Below are 16,340 nucleotides of genomic sequence, written 5' to 3' on the forward strand. Positions count from 1 at the left end.
GCGAGATCACCGGGCGGCCTCCACGGACTCGCGAGCCTTGGCGGCGACGTTGTCAGCAGTGAAACCGAACTCGGCGAACAGCAGGTTGGCGTCCGCGGAGGCGCCGTAGTGCTCGATCGAGACGATGCGGCCGGCGTCCCCAGCGATGTCGTGCCAAGGCTGTGCCACGCCAGCTTCCACGACGACGCGAGCCTTCACCTCGGTGGGGATCACCGACGTGCGGTACTCCGCGTCCTGCTGGTCAAACCATTCGCGGCAAGGCATGGAGACCACGCGGGCCTGGATGCCTTCTGCAGCGAGCAGGTCCTTGGCACCAAGCGCGTGCTGGACCTCAGAGCCCGTGCCGATCAGGACGACGTCAGGCGTGCCTTCGGTGTCGGCCAGGATGTAGGCGCCGCGCAGAACGCCTTCGGCGGAGCCGAATTCCGTGCGGTCGACCGTCGGGACACCCTGGCGGGTCAGGATGATGCCAGCCGGGCGATCGGTGCGCTCAAGAATTCCGCGCCAAGCCCAGGCGGTCTCGTTGGCATCTGCCGGACGGACCACGTCGAGACCGGGGATCGCACGCAGCGCTGCCAGGTGCTCGATTGGCTGGTGCGTGGGGCCATCCTCGCCCAGTCCAATGGAGTCGTGGGTCCACACAAAGGTCGACGGGATGCCCATGAGCGCCGACAACCGCACCGCGGGGCGCATGTAGTCGGAGAACTGCAGGAATGTTCCACCGTACGGGCGGGTCTGACCGTGGAGCGTGATGCCATTGAGAATTGCTCCCATGGCGTGCTCACGGATACCGAAGTGCAGCGTGCGGCCGTAGATGTTGCCGGCGAACTTCTCCGTCGAGCGGCGCTCGGGGAGGAAGGACGGCTCACCATTCATCGTGGTGTTGTTCGAGCCAGCGAGGTCGGCGGAACCGCCCCACAGTTCGGGAAGGGTGTCGGCGAGGGCGCTGAGCACTTCGCCGGACGCGGCGCGCGTCGCCAGTGACTTGCCGGCTTCGAACACGGGGAGGGAGTCTTCCCATCCTGCAGGTAGTTCACGCTTGCGCAGGCGGGCCAGCAGGGCAGCCTGCTCGGGGTTCTCGGCCTCCCAGCGGGCGAAGTCTGCGTTCCAATCGGAGTGTGCCTGCTGTCCGCGCGTGCGGGCCTGGAGAGCGTGCTCACGAATTGCGGGGTCCACCTCGAAGGTCTGCTCGGGGTCAAAGCCCAGGAGTTCCTTGAGTCCCTTGACCTCGTCGCCACCCAGCTTGGAGCCGTGGATTCCGCCAGTGTCCTGCTTGGTGGGTGCAGGCCAGCCGATGATTGTCGAGAGTGCGATGAACGACGGCTTGGAGGTCTCTGCCTTCGCGGCGTCCAGGGCGGCAGCGAGTGCGTCGATGTCCTCGATGTACTCCTGACCGTCCTGCTTCCACGCGACGTGGTGCGTGTCCCAGCCATACGCGGCATAGCGGGCGATGACGTCTTCGGTGAAGGCGACGTCAGTGTCGTCTTCGATCGAGATGTTGTTGTCGTCCCAGATCACGACAAGGTTGCCCAGTTCTTGGGTGCCCGCGAGCGACGAAGCCTCGGCAGAGACGCCTTCCTGAAGGTCTCCGTCGGAAGCGATCACATATACGTGGTGGTCGAACGGGCTGGTGCCAGCAGGCGCGTCAGCGTCGAAGAGGCCACGCTCGCGGCGTGCCGCCATTGCCATGCCGACTGCGGTGGCAACACCCTGGCCCAGAGGACCGGTGGTGGTCTCAACGCCGTCGGTGTGGCCGTACTCCGGGTGACCGGGGGTACGCGAGTTGAAGGTACGCAGCGCCTTGATGTCATCGAGGTCGAGGTCGTACCCAGCTGCGAACAGCTGCAGGTAGAGCGTCAACGACGAGTGGCCCGCGGACAGCACGAAGCGGTCGCGTCCAAGCCAAGATGAGTCAGACGGGTCGTGCCGCATCACGTTCTGGAAGAGCAAGTAAGCGGCGGGTGCCAGCGAGATTGCCGTGCCAGGGTGGCCGTTGCCTACCTTTTCCACGGCATCGGCGGCGAGAACACGGAGGGTGTCCACGGCGCGGCGGTCAGCATCGTTCCAGTTGACGGTCACAGATTTCTCCCCAGAATTGTGTGGTGATGTCGAGGCCAGCCTACCGGCCTTCGTCTCTGCACTGTCACAGCAACGGACTTCCTCGACCGAATAAGTTGTGAGCATAGCGAAATTGCCCTTGATTGACAATGACCACCGCCGTGGGTCTGTGGTGTTCACGCGCCAGGTACGATGGTCCGCATGTCGACGGCCAGTCCCGTGCGCCCTGACGCAGCCGCAACCCCCATCTCACGTTGGGCACACACGCGCGCACGCGTCGGAGCATATGTGGCACTCACGAAGCCGCGCATCATCGAACTCCTGTTGGTCACCACGATCCCCACGATGGTCCTGGCTGCCAACGGTTGGCCTGGATGGGGTCTGACGCTAGCGACCTTGGTGGGTGGCGCACTCTCCGCCGGCTCGGCCAATGCTTTCAACTGCTACCTCGACCGCGATATCGACGCGGTGATGAAGCGCACAAAGAACCGACCATTGGTGACCGGAGATATCACGGGTCGCCAGGCGCTGACCTTTGCGTGGGTTCTCGCAGTTTTGTCCACGGCGTGGTTCTGGGTCGTTGTCGACTCTCCGCTTGCGACGCTGCTTTCGGTCCTGGCCATCTTTGGCTACGCGGTCGTCTACACGATGTGGCTGAAGCGCCGTACTGCGCAGAACATTGTGTGGGGCGGAATGGCTGGCTGTATGCCAGTGCTCATTGGCTGGGCTGCCGTGACACAGAGTCTGTCGTGGGCCCCCGTGCTGCTGTTCGGCGTGATCTTCTTCTGGACGCCGCCTCACTACTGGCCGCTGTCCATGAAGTTCAAGCGCGACTATGCAGAGGCAGAAGTGCCGATGCTGCCGGTCATTGCGACCACCAAGAGGGTCGCGATCGAGATGATCGCCTATGCCTTCGGCATGGTCGTGTGCTCGCTGCTCCTGGTCCCCGTGGCCGATATGACATGGGTGTACGCCATCGTTGCGGCCTGCGCCGGTGCATGGTTCACCGCGGGGTGCATCCGTCTCTATCTGCGAGCCCAGCGCGATGAGAAGAAACTGCGAGAGATGCGCTTGTTCCATGACTCGATCACGTATCTCACGATCGTCTTCGCTGCAGTCATGATCGATCCCTTCCTGCCCGACTCTCTGACCGTGGGGCTGTTCTGAGCTCACTAGCCGACCAGCGTGAGGGCTACTTGGCCCACATCGCAGTCGAGCGTGGCCTCAGCCGCAACACACTTGCCGCGTACCGGCGAGACCTCGCGCGATATGAGCGATTTCTGGCAAGCAAGGACGTGGGCGACCTCGCCTCAATCACGCAGCGCGACGTCGAAGAGTTCGCACAAGAGCTCGGCACCGGAACTGCGGACGCCAGCCCACTCGCCCCCGCATCGGCCAGCCGAACCGTGGTTGCCGTTCGCGGCTGGCACAAGTTCGCACTAGCCGAAGGCTGGGTCACCACGGACGTGTCCCGGGACGTAAAACCGCGAGCAATTCCCCAACGTCTTCCCAAGGCCTTATCCACGGGGCAGGTTGAAGCGATCCTTGAGGCAGCATCGGCCGGGGACGGAAGCGCCCCGCTGCGGGACCGCGCACTGCTGGAAGTGGTCTACGGAACCGGCGCGCGTATATCCGAGGCCGTAGGCCTCGACGTCGACGATGTCAGCCTTGACCCCGGCGGCGCGAGCGTGTTGTTGCGAGGCAAGGGCTCAAAGGAACGCGTTGTGCCACTAGGAACTTTCGCGGTTCAGGCGCTTGAGGCGTACGTGGTGCGCGCACGATCCCCATTGGCTCAGGCCGGACGGGGGAGTGCGGCCCTGTTTCTCAACACTCGCGGAGGCCGACTGTCGCGCCAGAGCGCGTGGAGCATCTTGCGCGTGGCCGCTGAGCGAGCCGGAGTTCCCGACGTATCTCCACACACGCTTCGCCACTCGTTCGCCACGCATTTGCTGTCCGGAGGCGCGGATGTCCGCGTGGTGCAAGAACTCCTGGGACACGCCTCGGTGACGACGACCCAGATCTACACCTCTGTCACCCAGGACACCCTGCGAGAGGTCTACACGACGTTCCATCCGCGTGCCCTGGGGTAACCCTCAGTTCACGCGGGTAAGGTTGCCCATGTGACAGCCTTTCCCGTTCCCGAGCCCCTGACCAGCCACGGACCCGCACGCGTAATCGCTCTGTGCAACCAGAAGGGTGGCGTGGGTAAGACCACGACATCGGTGAACCTGGCCGCATCGCTCGCGGAGTACGGCCGCAAGGTTCTTGTCGTGGACTTTGACCCGCAGGGCGCTGCCTCCGCCGGCTTGGGCGTGAATGCCAATGAAGCTGATCTCACGATCTACGACCTGCTGATGAAGTCCTCCGTTGACGCGAAGGACGCTATCCGTCCTACGCGCGTTGAAAACCTCGACTTGCTCCCCGCCAACATTGACCTCAGTGCTGCAGAGGTGCAGCTCGTCGGTGAAGTAGCGCGCGAGAGCTCGCTCGACAGGGCGTTGCGTGGCCTCGAGGACGACTATGACGTCATCCTGATTGACTGCCAGCCGTCGCTCGGTTTGCTCACCGTTAACGCCCTCGTCGCAGCTCACGGCGTCGTAATTCCGCTCGCGTGCGAGTACTTCGCGATGCGTGGTGTCGCACTGCTGGTGGAGACCATCACGAAGGTGCAGGACCGCCTCAACCCACGTCTGACCATCGACGCGATCATTCCGACCATGTATGACGGGCGCACCCTGCACTCGCAGGAGGTCGTCGAACGCGTGCGCGAAGCCTTCGGCGAGCGTGTCACCGAGAGCATGATCCACCGGACTGTGAAGTTCCCCGACGCCTCCGTGGCCGCAGAACCCATCACGACCTTCGCCCCGTCGCACACGGGCGCTGAGGCGTACCGCGAGCTGGCACGCGAACTCGTCGCTCGCGGCGCAGTCGCATAACTGTCGTGACGGAGGAGAGCCTGACGGTAGCCCAGGAGGCGCCTCCTGGATTTGAAGTACATCTCGACAACTTCACTGGTCCGTTTGACCTCCTGCTCTCGCTGATTTCCAAGCATGAGATGGAGATCACGGACGTCGCGCTCGCACGCGTCACCGATGAATTCCTTGCGACTATCGCGGCTCACGAGACCGACTGGGATCTGTCGCAAGCCTCAGAATTCCTTGTTGTGGCCGCCACCTTGCTGGACCTCAAGACCGCGCGCCTGCTCCCGCAAGGCGAGGTCGACGACATCGAGGACCTCGAACTGCTCGAGGCACGTGACTTGCTCTTTGCCCGGTTGCTTCAGTACCGCGCTTTCAAGCAGGTGGCCGGACAATTCGCCGTGGCACTCGAGGCGCCGCGTCGCGTTCCCCGTGACGTCACGCTAGAGCCGCAGTTCGCCATGTTGTTGCCTGAACTGGTGTGGCGCGTGACGCCTGACCAACTCGCGCGTATGGCCGCCCACGCGTTGCAGCCCAAGCCGGAACTGTTGGGTGTCAACGTCGATCACCTGCACGCCCCAGCGGTAAGCGTGCGGGAACAGGCCGCACTCGTGACGACGCGCCTCCAGCGCGACCACACCGTCACCTTTCGGTCCTTGGTGGCCGATGCCGACCACGTCAATGTCGTAGTCGCACGCTTCTTGGCGCTGCTCGAGCTGTTCCGGCAATCCGTTGTCGCCTTTGATCAAGTACGCTCGCTGGGCGAACTGACGATTCGATGGACCGGCGGCGAAGATGGAGTCGACGTGTCTGACGAGTTCGACGACACTGCGGAAGATGCACAAGGATGACCGTGACGAGGCCCGATGCTCGGGTCACCAAGGAGAGCTACGCACAGTGACGAACGCGCATACCAGGGGAGCCATTGAGGCCATCCTGATGGTGGTCGATGAGCCGGTCGCATCCGCGGACCTGGCGACCGCCCTTGACGTTCCTGAGCCTGAGATCACATCCACGTTGCACCAGCTGCGCGATGAATACGCCGACGTCGAGGCGCCACGGGGCTTCGAGCTGCGTGAGGTCGATGGCCGGTGGCGCATTTACTCTTCGAGGCTCTATGCCGATGCAGTGGGAGCCTTCATCGTTGACGGTCAGTCTGCGCGCCTGTCCCAAGCGGCCCTCGAGACGCTCGCGGTCGTGGCGTACCGGCAGCCGGTGACTCGGGGCCAGGTGTCCCAAGTACGTGGCGTCAACGTTGACTCCGTCATGAAAACGCTCAGTGCCCGTGGCCTGGTGTCCGAGATCGGCGAGGTTAGTGGCGCTTTGCAGTACGGCACCACCACCGAGTTCCTCGAACGCATGGGCCTAGGGTCATTGGATGAACTTCCGGCGCTTGCGCCGTATCTGCCAGACCTGGCAGACGTTGATGGTGAGGGAGAACGATGAACCTTGAAGTCCACCGCCCCGAAGGGGTCAGGCTTCAGAAAGTCCTTGCCTCGGCAGGCGTCGGGTCTCGGCGCAAGTGCGAGGTCTTGATTGAACGCGGCCTGGTGAAGGTCAACGGACAGGTCGTGGATCAACTCGGTGTCCGCGTGGATCCACACGACGTGGTCATTGAGGTCAAGGGCGAACGCGTGTGCGTGGACGATGGCGCGCTGACCATCGTGCTGAACAAGCCCAAGGGCGTGGTGTCCTCGATGCAGGACGAACAGGGCCGCCCGGACCTCCAGCGGTACGTCAAGGACTACGACGCTCGTCTGTTCCACGTGGGCCGGCTCGACGCCGAGACCACGGGCGTATTGTTGCTCACCAACGACGGCGACCTGGCTAACAGATTGGCTCACCCCACACATGGTGTGTCCAAGACGTATGTTGCGAAGGTCTCGGGCCAGGTCCCCAAGACCATCGGCACCACGTTGCGTGCCGGCGTCGATCTCGACGATGGCCCGGTCCGCGTGGCGGCGTGTCACGTGCTCGACGTGGCCAAGGATCACTCCCTGGTGGAGGTGGTCTTGCACGAGGGCCGCAACCGCATCGTGCGACGGATGTTCGACAAGGTCGGTCACCCCGTCGAAGAACTTGTGCGCACGCAGTTTGGTCCCATCTCCTTGGGGACGCTGGTGCCTGGCGCGGTGCGTGAACTCGATCGCCAAGAGCTTGGCACGCTGATGTCTGCCGCGGGACTCTAGGGAGCCTGTCACGCCGATACGATGGTGGGCATGGCACTGCGAGCGATCCGAGGCGCGACAACTCTTGACCACGACGAGCGGGAGCACCTGCACGCCCGGACTCAAGAACTCATCACCGAGTTACTGACGGCGAACGATCTCGACACCGACGCAATTGTGTCCGTGCTCTTTACCTGCACGCCCGACATCGTGAGCGACTTTCCGGCTGCCGCCGCACGTGAGCTCGGCTTTGGCGCCGTGCCGCTGATGTGTGCCCAGGAGATGGCCGTTCCCGGCGCGCTGCCGCTGGTTGTGCGCGCGATGATCCACGCGGACACAGACCGACCACGCGACGACATTCAGCACGTGTACCTTCACAACGCCGTGTCGTTGCGTCGAGACCTCGCCCAGTGAGCACCGAAGCCCCCTGCCACGCCCACATCGTGGGGGCCGGGTTAATCGGCTCATCCATTGGCATCGGTCTGTGCAGTGCTGGATGGTCCGTGTCCCTCGAGGATCCGGACGAGCGGACGGCGAAGCTGGCACGCTCAATTGGCGCCGCAAATGTGCCAGGTACCGAGGAGCCCGCGATCGTCATTGTCGCCGCGCCCCCGGCGGTTGCCCCTGAGGTTGTTCGCGACGCGCTTCGCCGGTGGCCAAGCGCTGTAGTCACGGATGTCGCCAGTGTGAAGGCACCGATCGCCAACGCCATCGACGAGGCCGACGCTTCGCGGTACGTGGGGTCACACCCCATGGCCGGTCGAGAAATCTCCGGCGCGATTGCTGCGCAGGGAGACCTCTTCAAAGCTCGGCCGTGGGTAGTGTGTGCGGGAGCTGCTGAGGAGTCCGCAGTGTCCCTCGTGACGGATGTCGCACGCGCACTCCAAAGCGATGTGGTCTCCATGGAGGCAAAGGCTCACGACATCGCCGTTGCGCGTGTATCTCACGCGCCGCAAGTTGTTGCGTCGGCTGTGGCTGCAGCGCTCGGGTCACTCGAGGCCGATGACGTCGCGCTGGCCGGGCAGGGGCTGCGGGATGTCACGCGCATCGCCGCCTCCGATCCCGCGATGTGGGCGGATATCGCTCGATTGAACTCAGCCGCACTGGTGAGGACGTTGGATCACATCATCGCGGATCTTGAGGACGTGCGTGAGTCGGACGACATCGGCGAGGCAGTCACCGACCTCATTGCGCGTGGCCGGCTTGAGGTGCAGCGCATTCCTGGCAAGCACGGTGGACCCACGCGCGACTGGACTCCCGTCACAGTCGTGGTGCCCGATGAGCCCGGTCAGCTACTCACGCTCCTTCAGGATGCCGCTGCCGCCGGCGTCAACGTTGAAGACATCACCATTGAACACTCGCCGCGTCAGCCCGTTGGTCTGACCACGCTTCACGTCTTGCCCGAGAACGCCGGCGCGTTGCGCCAGGCACTCATCGACCACAACTGGGAGATCGCATCATCATGACCGGCATCGTTATCGCCATCGACGGACCTGCAGGCACGGGTAAATCCACGGTCTCTCGTGAGGTCGCGCGCCGCCTGGGACTGTCGTATTTCGACACAGGCGCCACGTACCGGATCGCGACGCTGACGTGCCTGCGCGAGGGTGTCGACCTCACCGCGACATCAGATGTTGCGGCCATGGTCGAAACAATGAACGTTGAGCTCGTACTTGACCCCGGCAACCCTCATTTCCTCCTGGACGGTGAGGATGTTTCCAAGCTCATCCGTAGCGACACCGTGGCGCTGTCGGTATCCAAGGTCGCGACAAACCTCGAGGCGCGCCCCATTTTGCAGCAGATGCAGCGCGACACTATTGCTCACGAAGTCGAAGGCGGCTTCTCCAAGGGCGCCGGAGTGTGTGCTGAGGGTCGTGACGTGACGACGGCGATCGCCCCAGAGGCTGACGTCCGTGTCTTGCTGACCGCCGATGAGGAGGTCCGGGTCGCGCGCCGCGCGGGCGAGGGCGCTGACGCAGCGACTGTCCGTGAGGCCGTCTTGGGCCGGGACCGGCAGGACTCGACGGTGTCGAGCTTCCACGAAGCGGCCGATGGCGTGGTCACGATTGACACGACCGCCCTCACAATCGACGAGGTAGTGTCAGCGATCCTTGACCTTGCCGAGGCCTCGCGGTCGTGACAGCGACCAGGTTGCCCAGTCCGTGGGGGCCGCGTTGGTCCCGGTGGGTGGGGCGCGCCCTCGCGCGGGGGTTGTGGAACACCGACGTCCGCGGGCGCGAAAACGTCCCGGACTCAGGTCCCGTCATCGTGGTCGCGAACCACGTGGGGCTGGTTGACGGCCCGATTCTTCACGGCGTCGTACCGCGCGGTTCCTACTTCCTGATCGGCACCCACATGTTCAAGGGTGTCCTTGGCGCGCTGCTGCGTGGAGCACAGCAGATTGAAGTCACGGGATCTGGCCGTGAGGCGCTCGCTCAGGGCTTGGGTGTCTTGAAGCGCGGCGATGTGGTGGGAGTGTTTCCCGAAGGCACCCGGGGTGCCGGACGGGCCGATGCTGTCCACGGCGGGGCAGCATGGCTCGCCGTGCAGTCCGGGGCACCCATCGTGCCCACTGCGATCGTCGGAACACGCCTGACGGGGGAGACCGTGAGCGTCTGGCCTCCGCCGCGCCGCAAGTTCGTGGTCGAGTTCGGTGAGCCCATCTCTCTTGACCTATCTCCGGACCTCAAAGGGCGTGCTCGACAAGAGGCGGCACAGGCTCAACTCGCTGAAGCCCTGCGTGGACGCGTAGAGTCGACCCTCGCCACTACTGACTTGCGACTGCCGGATGACGACGGCGACCGCACCCACAAACCTAAGGAGGACCGATGAGCGACGATCAGGAGTACTTCGGCATCGACGATGTACCGCCCGTGATGCCGATCGAGTCCGACCCAGAAGAGTCGTTGGACGAGGTGCGCGAGGCCGCTCTGCGCGCCGGCTTGAGTGACTACGACCTGACCGATGAAGACCTCGCAACCCTCGCTGGTGAGGAAATCGAGACTGAGCCGGAGCTTCCCACGCTCGCGATCATCGGCCGCCCGAATGTCGGAAAGTCGACCCTCGTCAACCGCATCCTTGGCCGGCGTGTGGCGGTCGTGGAGGACACCCCTGGCGTCACACGTGACCGAGTGTCGTACCGTGCTGAGTGGTCAGGCCGTGACTTCATGCTCATGGACACCGGCGGCTGGGAAGCGAAGGTCGAAGGACTCGACTTGTCCGTGGCTCAGCAGGCCGAGGTCGCGATCGACATGGCAGACGCCATCTTGTTTGTCGTGGACGTGACGGTCGGTCCCACCGCCTCGGACGAGCACGTTGTGCGCCTGCTACGCGCAGCCAAAAAGCCCGTAGTACTGATTGCCAACAAGTCCGACGGCCCTCAGGCTGAGCTCGAGGCCGCGGCGCTGTGGAACTTGGGGCTGGGCGAACCGCACCCTGTCTCGGCGCTTCACGGCCGTGGCATGGGCGACATGCTCGATGCCGCGATCGGGGTTCTGCCCACCGAAATGCCCGAGGTCGAGATCGACCCGGACGCACCGCGTCGCATCGCGCTGGTGGGGCGTCCCAACGTCGGCAAGAGCTCGCTGCTCAATCAACTAGCGGGGGAGAACCGCGTCGTCGTGGACGAGGTGGCGGGTACCACTCGCGACCCTGTCGACGAGATTGTTGAGATCGGTGAGCGTCGCTGGACTCTCGTGGACACCGCAGGTATTCGTCGGCGCGTGCACATGACGAAGGGTGCCGACTTTTACGCGTCGTTGCGCACCGGTGCCGCGATCGACCGCACGGAGGTCGCGCTGGTGCTACTCGACGCATCGACGCCACTGACCGATCAGGACACGCGAGTCATTGGGCAAGTAGTCGACGCGGGACGCGCCATGGTCCTTGTATTCAATAAGTGGGACCTCGTGGGCGAAGACGAGCGATTCCTGCTTGAGCGTTCTATCGAACAAGACCTGGTTCAGCTTTCGTGGGCGCCGCGTGTCAACCTGTCCGCCCGCACTGGCTGGCACACCAATCGCCTGATTCCGGCGATCGACCTTGCGTTGGGAAGCTGGGATCAGCGCATCGCCACCGGACGTTTGAATGCCTTCCTCGGTGAACTGGTGGCCGAACACCCGCACCCCGTGCGATCCGGCAAGCAGCCCAAGATCCTCTTTGCGACGCAGGCGTCCAACCGCCCACCTCGATTCGTGATCTTCGCGTCAGGATTCTTGGAGCCCACGTATCGCCGGTTCATCGAACGGCGGTTGCGTGAGGCATTCGGCTTCGAGGGCACGCCTATCCAGGTGTCCGTGCGCGTGCGTGAGCGCCGCAAGCGACGCTAAGTAGGGCCGATGCCGTGGTCTAGTCGCGTTTCCAGGCCATGGCGATGAGTTCCTTGAGGGCGGCCTCATCGATCGCGTCAAGACGCTTGATGTACAGGCACGCGACGCTGGTGGTGTGAGGACCAAGACGGTCAAGTAGGTCTGCGGACTCGGGGTGTCCCGTCAGTCCGTAGAGCGTGAGTGCCGTCTTTCTGGGCGAGAAACCCACGCGCGGCATACTTCCGGTGCGGCCGGACTCGTAGGCGTAGTCGACGCTGCCAAATCCGATGATGCTTGGGCCCCACATCACTGGTGTTTCGCCCGTCACCGCTGTCATGAGGGCGCACATGTCCTGGCCTTCAGCCTTCCTTCGCGCGGGCGCTACACCGGCGAGGAACTCTTCGACTGACGCATCGGTCGGTTGAGTCTTGTTCTCCGCCATGAGGTCACTTCTTCCTGGTCGGGTTCTGGCGGGTGGATCCCGCGAGCGTTGCAAGGTGTGCCTTGAGCGCGAGACGTCGGCTCTCGCGTGTGGCTGCATCGGGAAGCCCGGTCCACGTCGCTGTCACGACAGCGTTCTCGCCGCGTATCCCGACGTCCACGCCCAGGCGGGAGCCATCGCTCACGGATGTGCGCCAGCGACGCCACTTCGCCGTCGCGGAGGTGGTCGCCTCGCCTATGGAGACTCCGTCGAGGACCAGCCCGGTGGGAGCGGAGTCTGCCCACAGTTCGAGAGCGTCATCCCGAGATACGGCCAACGTGGTGCTCGCTGAGACTTCAAAGGTGCCGTCCTGCGCTTGACCAGGCAGGCGCCGGCCGATGTGTCGTTCGAAGGCGACAGTGACACCTTGCGCCCACCATGCAGGATTGGAGACCTCACCGGGCATGGCTGACTGAGCCACAGCAGCGAGCTGCTTGTGAGTCAGCGTTTCGCCTCCGGCGTCGCCCAGGATCGCGCACCAGTCGTTCCATGCGCGAGATGTAGCGCGCTCAATGGCTTCCGGACTGTCACTACCCATCCTCTGATCCTAATGAGGAGGCGCGCGTGGTTCTCGTCACACTCGCTATGGACGGTGTGTCCAGACGGCTACGCTCATCTCATGCTCGACATCCCGACGTTACGCCTGGCACTCAGCCTGGTTTCCGTCGTCGTGCTCGCGCTGTTCTATTTGGCTGTCTACCGACCCACGCGGTCGCTGTTCGCACTGTGGTGGTGCGTCGCGCTGATGTGTTCGGCTCTCAGCCCCATGTTGCTGCTGTTCAACGGCACCAGTCTGCAGGCGGTCGCCAATCCACTGTCATCGCTGGTGTCGGTGCTGGGCGCACTATCCGTGTGGTTCGCGACGCGTTCGCTCCGCGGGTTGCGCCCCAAGGTCTGGATCGGCTTTCTGGCGATGGGCGTCGTGTTGGCAGGCGCGGCCCTCGACTCCCCGGACACAAACATCTGGGCCGGCAATGGGCTGCTGTACATCGTCATGACAATCCTCTTTGGCCTTGCTGCCGCATCGCTCTTGGTGGCGCGTCGGGAGCGGGACAGTACCTACGACGTTCTCCATGACGCTCAGATTCGCGGAGCGCTCAACGTCGCCACGCTTGCGGCCTCAATCTTGACGGTGTTCTACGGTCTGCGCGCGGTGCTGTTCGTGTTCGTCGGTGAGACCTCAGACCTGTTCACGACCTTGGCCGGCACTGGGCCAACGACGTTGGTGTACCTGGTCACGCTCGTCGCCACGACGTTTACCGTCGCCTCATTGGGATACGACCAGCAGACGCGAGTCCTGCGTCGCCGCATCGCACACGACGACCTCACGGGCTTGCTTTCTCGCGCAGCGTTCTTGGAAGGAGCCCGTCGCGCCGTCGACTCGCTTGATTCCGGGGTCTCTGATGCGGTCTTGGTCATTGCAGATCTGGATCACTTCAAGCAGATCAATGACACGCGAGGCCACGCCGTTGGCGACGAAGTGCTGCGGGCCTTCGGAGCCGCTTTGGACAAGGCGATTGGACCGGGGGAACTGTGTGGCCGGTTGGGTGGCGAGGAATTTGGCATCGTCTTGCGAGCGGGCTTCGACGCGGATGCTGAGGAACGCCTGATGCGTGTGTCCCAGCGATTCAGCATGCTAGCTCGTGAGCGGGAAACCCCGGATGTCACCGTGAGTTATGGCGTGACGCGAATCACGAAGGGCGCTGAGATCTCCGACCTACTCGCGAGGGCGGACGAAGCCATGTACTCGGCGAAGGAACAGGGGCGCGACCGCGTTGTCGTGGCCCAGGACTCGAACCTCGACTAGTGCTCGGTACCTGCCGAGACCGACGAATCGACAGGGGAGTCCAGGGCCGTTCTGAGTGCATCGCGTAGCGCTGTGACCTGAACATCGAGCGCAGTCCATGGGAGATCTGCGGCGCGGGCGAACTCCTCGGTGGCCGGCACATGGATGAAACCTGAGTGCACTGAGCTACCCGCGGTTGCGTTTTGCAGTGCGTAGAAGAGGGCATTGCACACGTACGTGCCTGCCGAATAGGACACTTGCGCTGGCGCCCCAACTGCAGCCATGGCCGCCGTCATCGCCTTGACAGGCAGTGTGGTGAAGTAAGCCGCAGGTCCGTCCGGAACGACCTCCTCGTCGAGCGGAGCGAAGCCGTCGTTGTCCGCGATGCGTGCATCGATCAGATTGATGGCAACGCGCTCAGGGGTGAGGTGCGTGCGCCCTGCCGCGACACCCAGAGCAACGACCAGTCGCGGCTGATGTGCTGCAAGCAATGAGTGCATGTGTGTGGCTGCAGCGCCAAAAGACACTGGCAGTTGCTCGATCTCGAGCGACTCGGGCCCGCTCCAGGCGTCTGCGACTCCCTGCGCGACGTCCCACGAGGGGTTTGATTCCGCGCCATCGAACGGTGCGAATCCGGTGAGAACGATGTCTGCCATAGGTGAATGCTACGTCGCCTTCGGTCAGCGGCCTTGACGCTCAATCGCCTGAAGCGTGGCGAGGATCTGTGCGAGCAGGTCACTCTGCCTCTTCATTTCTTTGTGAAGGGCGTCGAAGTCTCGTCCGTAGTGAGCCATGGTGCTTCCTTTGTGTCGGGAGGGCCGGATGCCCGTGCCCTCCCGACAGTAAAGGAGCGGTGTGACAAAGCCTGGTCTACGAGTTGGTGCGCGACTCTTCCATCTCGCGCAGGCCACGGCGGAGCACCTTGCCGACGTTGGTCTTCGGCAGCTCGTCAAGGAACTCGATTTGCCGCGGACGCTTGTAACCCGTGAGGCGCTCCTTGAGGAAGGCCTTGAGCTCGTCGACTGTGAGGGAGTCGTCGCGGCGGACTACGAACAACTTCGGGACCTCGCCGGCGTGCTCGTCGGCCAACGGGATAGCGCCCGCCTCCAGAACCTTGGGGTGAAGCATCGCGGCGTCTTCAATGTCTCCGGGATAGACATTGAATCCGGACACCACGATGATCTCCTTCTTGCGATCAACGATGCGCAGGTAACCGTCGTCCTCGAAGCTAGCGATGTCGCCGGTGAGCAGCCAGCCGTCGTCGGTGAGGACCTGGGCGCTCTCCTCAGGCTTGTTCCAGTACCCCTGCATCACCTGCGGGCCCTTGACTACGAGCTCTCCGGGTTCACCGTTTGCGACCGGGTTGCCGTCCTCGCCAATGACCTTCACGTCAGTGGAAGGCAATGGCACACCGATGGTGCCGACGCGAGGCTTGAGGTGCGTCGGGTTCACACTGACCACGGGCGAGGCCTCGGTCAGTCCGTAGCCTTCGATGATGTCGGTGTCTGTCAGCTCGTGCCATTTCTGGGCTACCGATGACCGCAGCGCCATTCCTCCCGCAACCGAGATCTTCAAGCCGGAGAAGTCCAGCTTTGCGAAGTTCTCGTTCTCCATGAGAGCACCCGCGAGGGTGCTGACGAGCACCAAGGCGGCAGGCTTCGTGGTGTCAAGAGTCTTCACAAACGCCGGAATGTCGCGAGGGTTGGTGATGAGGACGTTGTGACCGCCGAAGCCAAAGAAGCCAATGCAGTTAACGGTCAGTGCAAACACGTGATACAGCGGCAGCGCGGCGATCACGACGGCGCCGTCATCGAGGACAGCGCGCATCTGGCCAATGAATTGTGCTTGGTTCGCGAGGAGGTTGCCATGGCTCAATACCGCTGCCTTGGTACCCCCGGTAGTGCCGCCGGTGTACTGGAGGAACGCAGTGTCATCGGGTGTTAGGTCTGGGTCTGTCCAGGCCGAAGCCTTGCCCTCAAGAAGCGCACGGAAGGGCACGGCGCCCGGCAAATTGAAAGCCGGGACCATCTTCTTGACGTTCTTGGCGACAAAGTTGACGATCGACCGCTTTGGCTGACCCAGCATGTCGCCGGCCTCGGTCACGATGATGTGTTCGACCGACACGTCCTTGAGTGCCTTCTCCAGCGTGGCCGCGAAGTTGGCGAGGACGACGATGGCGCGTGGTTCCGCATCCGCGATCACCGCGGATAGCTCCGATGCCGTGTACAGCGGGTTCGCGTTCACGACGACGAGTCCTGCGCGCAGCGCGCCATACAAAGCGACCGGGTACTGCATGAGGTTGGGCATCTGGAGCACGATGCGATCGCCGCGCTTGAGCCCGAGGTCGTTTTGGAGGTAGGACGCGACCTTGGTCGCGAGTGCGTCGACGTCGGAGAAGGTCAGTGAGCCTCCGAGGTTGCTGAACGCTGTGTTGTTGCCGTATTCGCGGGCCTTGCGGCGCGCAAAGTCGCTCAGTGACTGATCCTGCAGCGGCTCGATGACGCGGTTGACTCCTGGCGGGTAGAACTCGAACCAGGGACGCTCCTCGCCTGAAACGGGGTCAATCGAAGCGCTAGTAATGGGGTTGGACATCATCATCTCCGTTGATGTGAGTGGACAAGA

17 protein-coding genes are annotated in these 16,340 nt (G+C 63.5%); 12 read left to right on the top strand and 5 right to left on the bottom strand.

Going from position 1 to position 16,340, the window contains the following annotated elements; genetic code table 11:
* Positions 1-6: 6 nt before the first annotated feature.
* The gene (tkt, locus tag AOP74_RS09045) at positions 7-2,079 is read right to left on the bottom strand and encodes a transketolase (RefSeq protein ID WP_236683794.1); all 2,073 of its coding nucleotides are present in this window, start codon (positions 2,077-2,079) and stop codon (positions 7-9) included.
* A gap of 180 nt (positions 2,080-2,259) precedes the next feature.
* Between tkt and AOP74_RS09050 the strand changes: the two genes are divergently transcribed.
* From AOP74_RS09050 to der, 11 genes are read left to right on the top strand one after another with little or no spacing between them, the layout of a single operon-like run.
* Positions 2,260-3,225 carry a heme o synthase gene (locus tag AOP74_RS09050; protein WP_152649258.1) on the top strand — a complete coding sequence of 322 codons (966 nt, stop codon included), beginning with the start codon at positions 2,260-2,262 and terminating at the stop codon, positions 3,223-3,225.
* A complete protein-coding gene (locus AOP74_RS09055) occupies positions 3,222-4,148 on the top strand; it encodes a site-specific tyrosine recombinase XerD (RefSeq protein WP_061962064.1) in 927 nt (308 codons plus the stop codon). The genes AOP74_RS09050 and AOP74_RS09055 overlap by 4 nt, the downstream gene beginning before the upstream one ends.
* Positions 4,149-4,178: 30 nt before the next feature.
* Entirely contained in the window at positions 4,179-4,994 is an 816-nt protein-coding gene (locus AOP74_RS09060) for a ParA family protein (protein ID WP_061962065.1), read from the top strand.
* Between the two features lie 5 nt (positions 4,995-4,999).
* Positions 5,000-5,827 (top strand): segregation and condensation protein A, encoded by an 828-nt coding sequence (locus AOP74_RS09065; protein ID WP_082096225.1) that lies wholly within the window; start codon positions 5,000-5,002, stop codon positions 5,825-5,827.
* 46 nt (positions 5,828-5,873) lie between these two features.
* On the top strand, positions 5,874-6,422 hold the full coding sequence (gene scpB, locus AOP74_RS09070; protein WP_061962067.1) for an SMC-Scp complex subunit ScpB: 549 nt from the start codon (positions 5,874-5,876) through the stop codon (positions 6,420-6,422).
* On the top strand, positions 6,419-7,165 hold the full coding sequence (locus AOP74_RS09075; protein WP_061962068.1) for a pseudouridine synthase: 747 nt from the start codon (positions 6,419-6,421) through the stop codon (positions 7,163-7,165). The genes scpB and AOP74_RS09075 overlap by 4 nt, the downstream gene beginning before the upstream one ends.
* Before the next feature lie 30 nt (positions 7,166-7,195).
* On the top strand, positions 7,196-7,558 hold the full coding sequence (gene aroH / locus AOP74_RS09080; RefSeq protein ID WP_061962586.1) for a chorismate mutase: 363 nt from the start codon (positions 7,196-7,198) through the stop codon (positions 7,556-7,558).
* Positions 7,555-8,610 (top strand): prephenate dehydrogenase, encoded by a 1,056-nt coding sequence (locus AOP74_RS09085; RefSeq protein WP_082096227.1) that lies wholly within the window; start codon positions 7,555-7,557, stop codon positions 8,608-8,610. Before aroH ends, AOP74_RS09085 begins: the two co-directional genes overlap by 4 nt.
* Positions 8,607-9,284 (top strand): (d)CMP kinase, encoded by a 678-nt coding sequence (gene cmk, locus AOP74_RS09090; RefSeq protein ID WP_061962069.1) that lies wholly within the window; start codon positions 8,607-8,609, stop codon positions 9,282-9,284. Before AOP74_RS09085 ends, cmk begins: the two co-directional genes overlap by 4 nt.
* Before the next feature lie 47 nt (positions 9,285-9,331).
* Positions 9,332-9,976, top strand: a complete 645-nt coding sequence (locus AOP74_RS09095; RefSeq protein ID WP_236683795.1) for a lysophospholipid acyltransferase family protein — start codon at positions 9,332-9,334, stop codon at positions 9,974-9,976.
* A 44-nt stretch (positions 9,977-10,020) separates the two neighbouring features.
* On the top strand, positions 10,021-11,472 hold the full coding sequence (gene der / locus AOP74_RS09100; protein ID WP_152649289.1) for a ribosome biogenesis GTPase Der: 1,452 nt from the start codon (positions 10,021-10,023) through the stop codon (positions 11,470-11,472).
* A gap of 19 nt (positions 11,473-11,491) precedes the next feature.
* Here the strand turns inward: der and AOP74_RS09105 are convergent, their stop codons facing one another.
* Positions 11,492-11,893, bottom strand: coding sequence for a DUF1801 domain-containing protein (locus AOP74_RS09105; RefSeq protein WP_061962072.1), 402 nt, complete (start codon positions 11,891-11,893; stop codon positions 11,492-11,494).
* A 4-nt stretch (positions 11,894-11,897) separates the two neighbouring features.
* Positions 11,898-12,470: a hypothetical protein gene (locus AOP74_RS09110; RefSeq protein ID WP_061962073.1), complete on the bottom strand. Its 573-nt coding sequence runs from the start codon at positions 12,468-12,470 to the stop codon at positions 11,898-11,900.
* 81 nt (positions 12,471-12,551) lie between these two features.
* On the opposite strand from AOP74_RS09110, the gene AOP74_RS09115 reads away from it, so the two are divergent.
* Complete coding sequence (locus AOP74_RS09115; protein WP_061962074.1) at positions 12,552-13,739, top strand: GGDEF domain-containing protein; 1,188 nt, start codon at positions 12,552-12,554, stop codon at positions 13,737-13,739.
* On the opposite strand, the gene pcp is transcribed toward AOP74_RS09115, so the two are convergent.
* Positions 13,736-14,374 carry a pyroglutamyl-peptidase I gene (pcp, locus tag AOP74_RS09120; RefSeq protein ID WP_061962075.1) on the bottom strand — a complete coding sequence of 213 codons (639 nt, stop codon included), beginning with the start codon at positions 14,372-14,374 and terminating at the stop codon, positions 13,736-13,738. The genes AOP74_RS09115 and pcp overlap by 4 nt on opposite strands.
* 214 nt (positions 14,375-14,588) lie before the next feature.
* Positions 14,589-16,310: an AMP-binding protein gene (locus AOP74_RS09125; RefSeq protein WP_061962588.1), complete on the bottom strand. Its 1,722-nt coding sequence runs from the start codon at positions 16,308-16,310 to the stop codon at positions 14,589-14,591.
* Positions 16,311-16,340 lie beyond the last annotated feature (30 nt).

Source organism: Demequina flava, from assembly GCF_000975035.1.
In the GTDB taxonomy this organism is placed as follows: Bacteria; Actinomycetota; Actinomycetes; order Actinomycetales; family Demequinaceae; genus Demequina; species Demequina flava.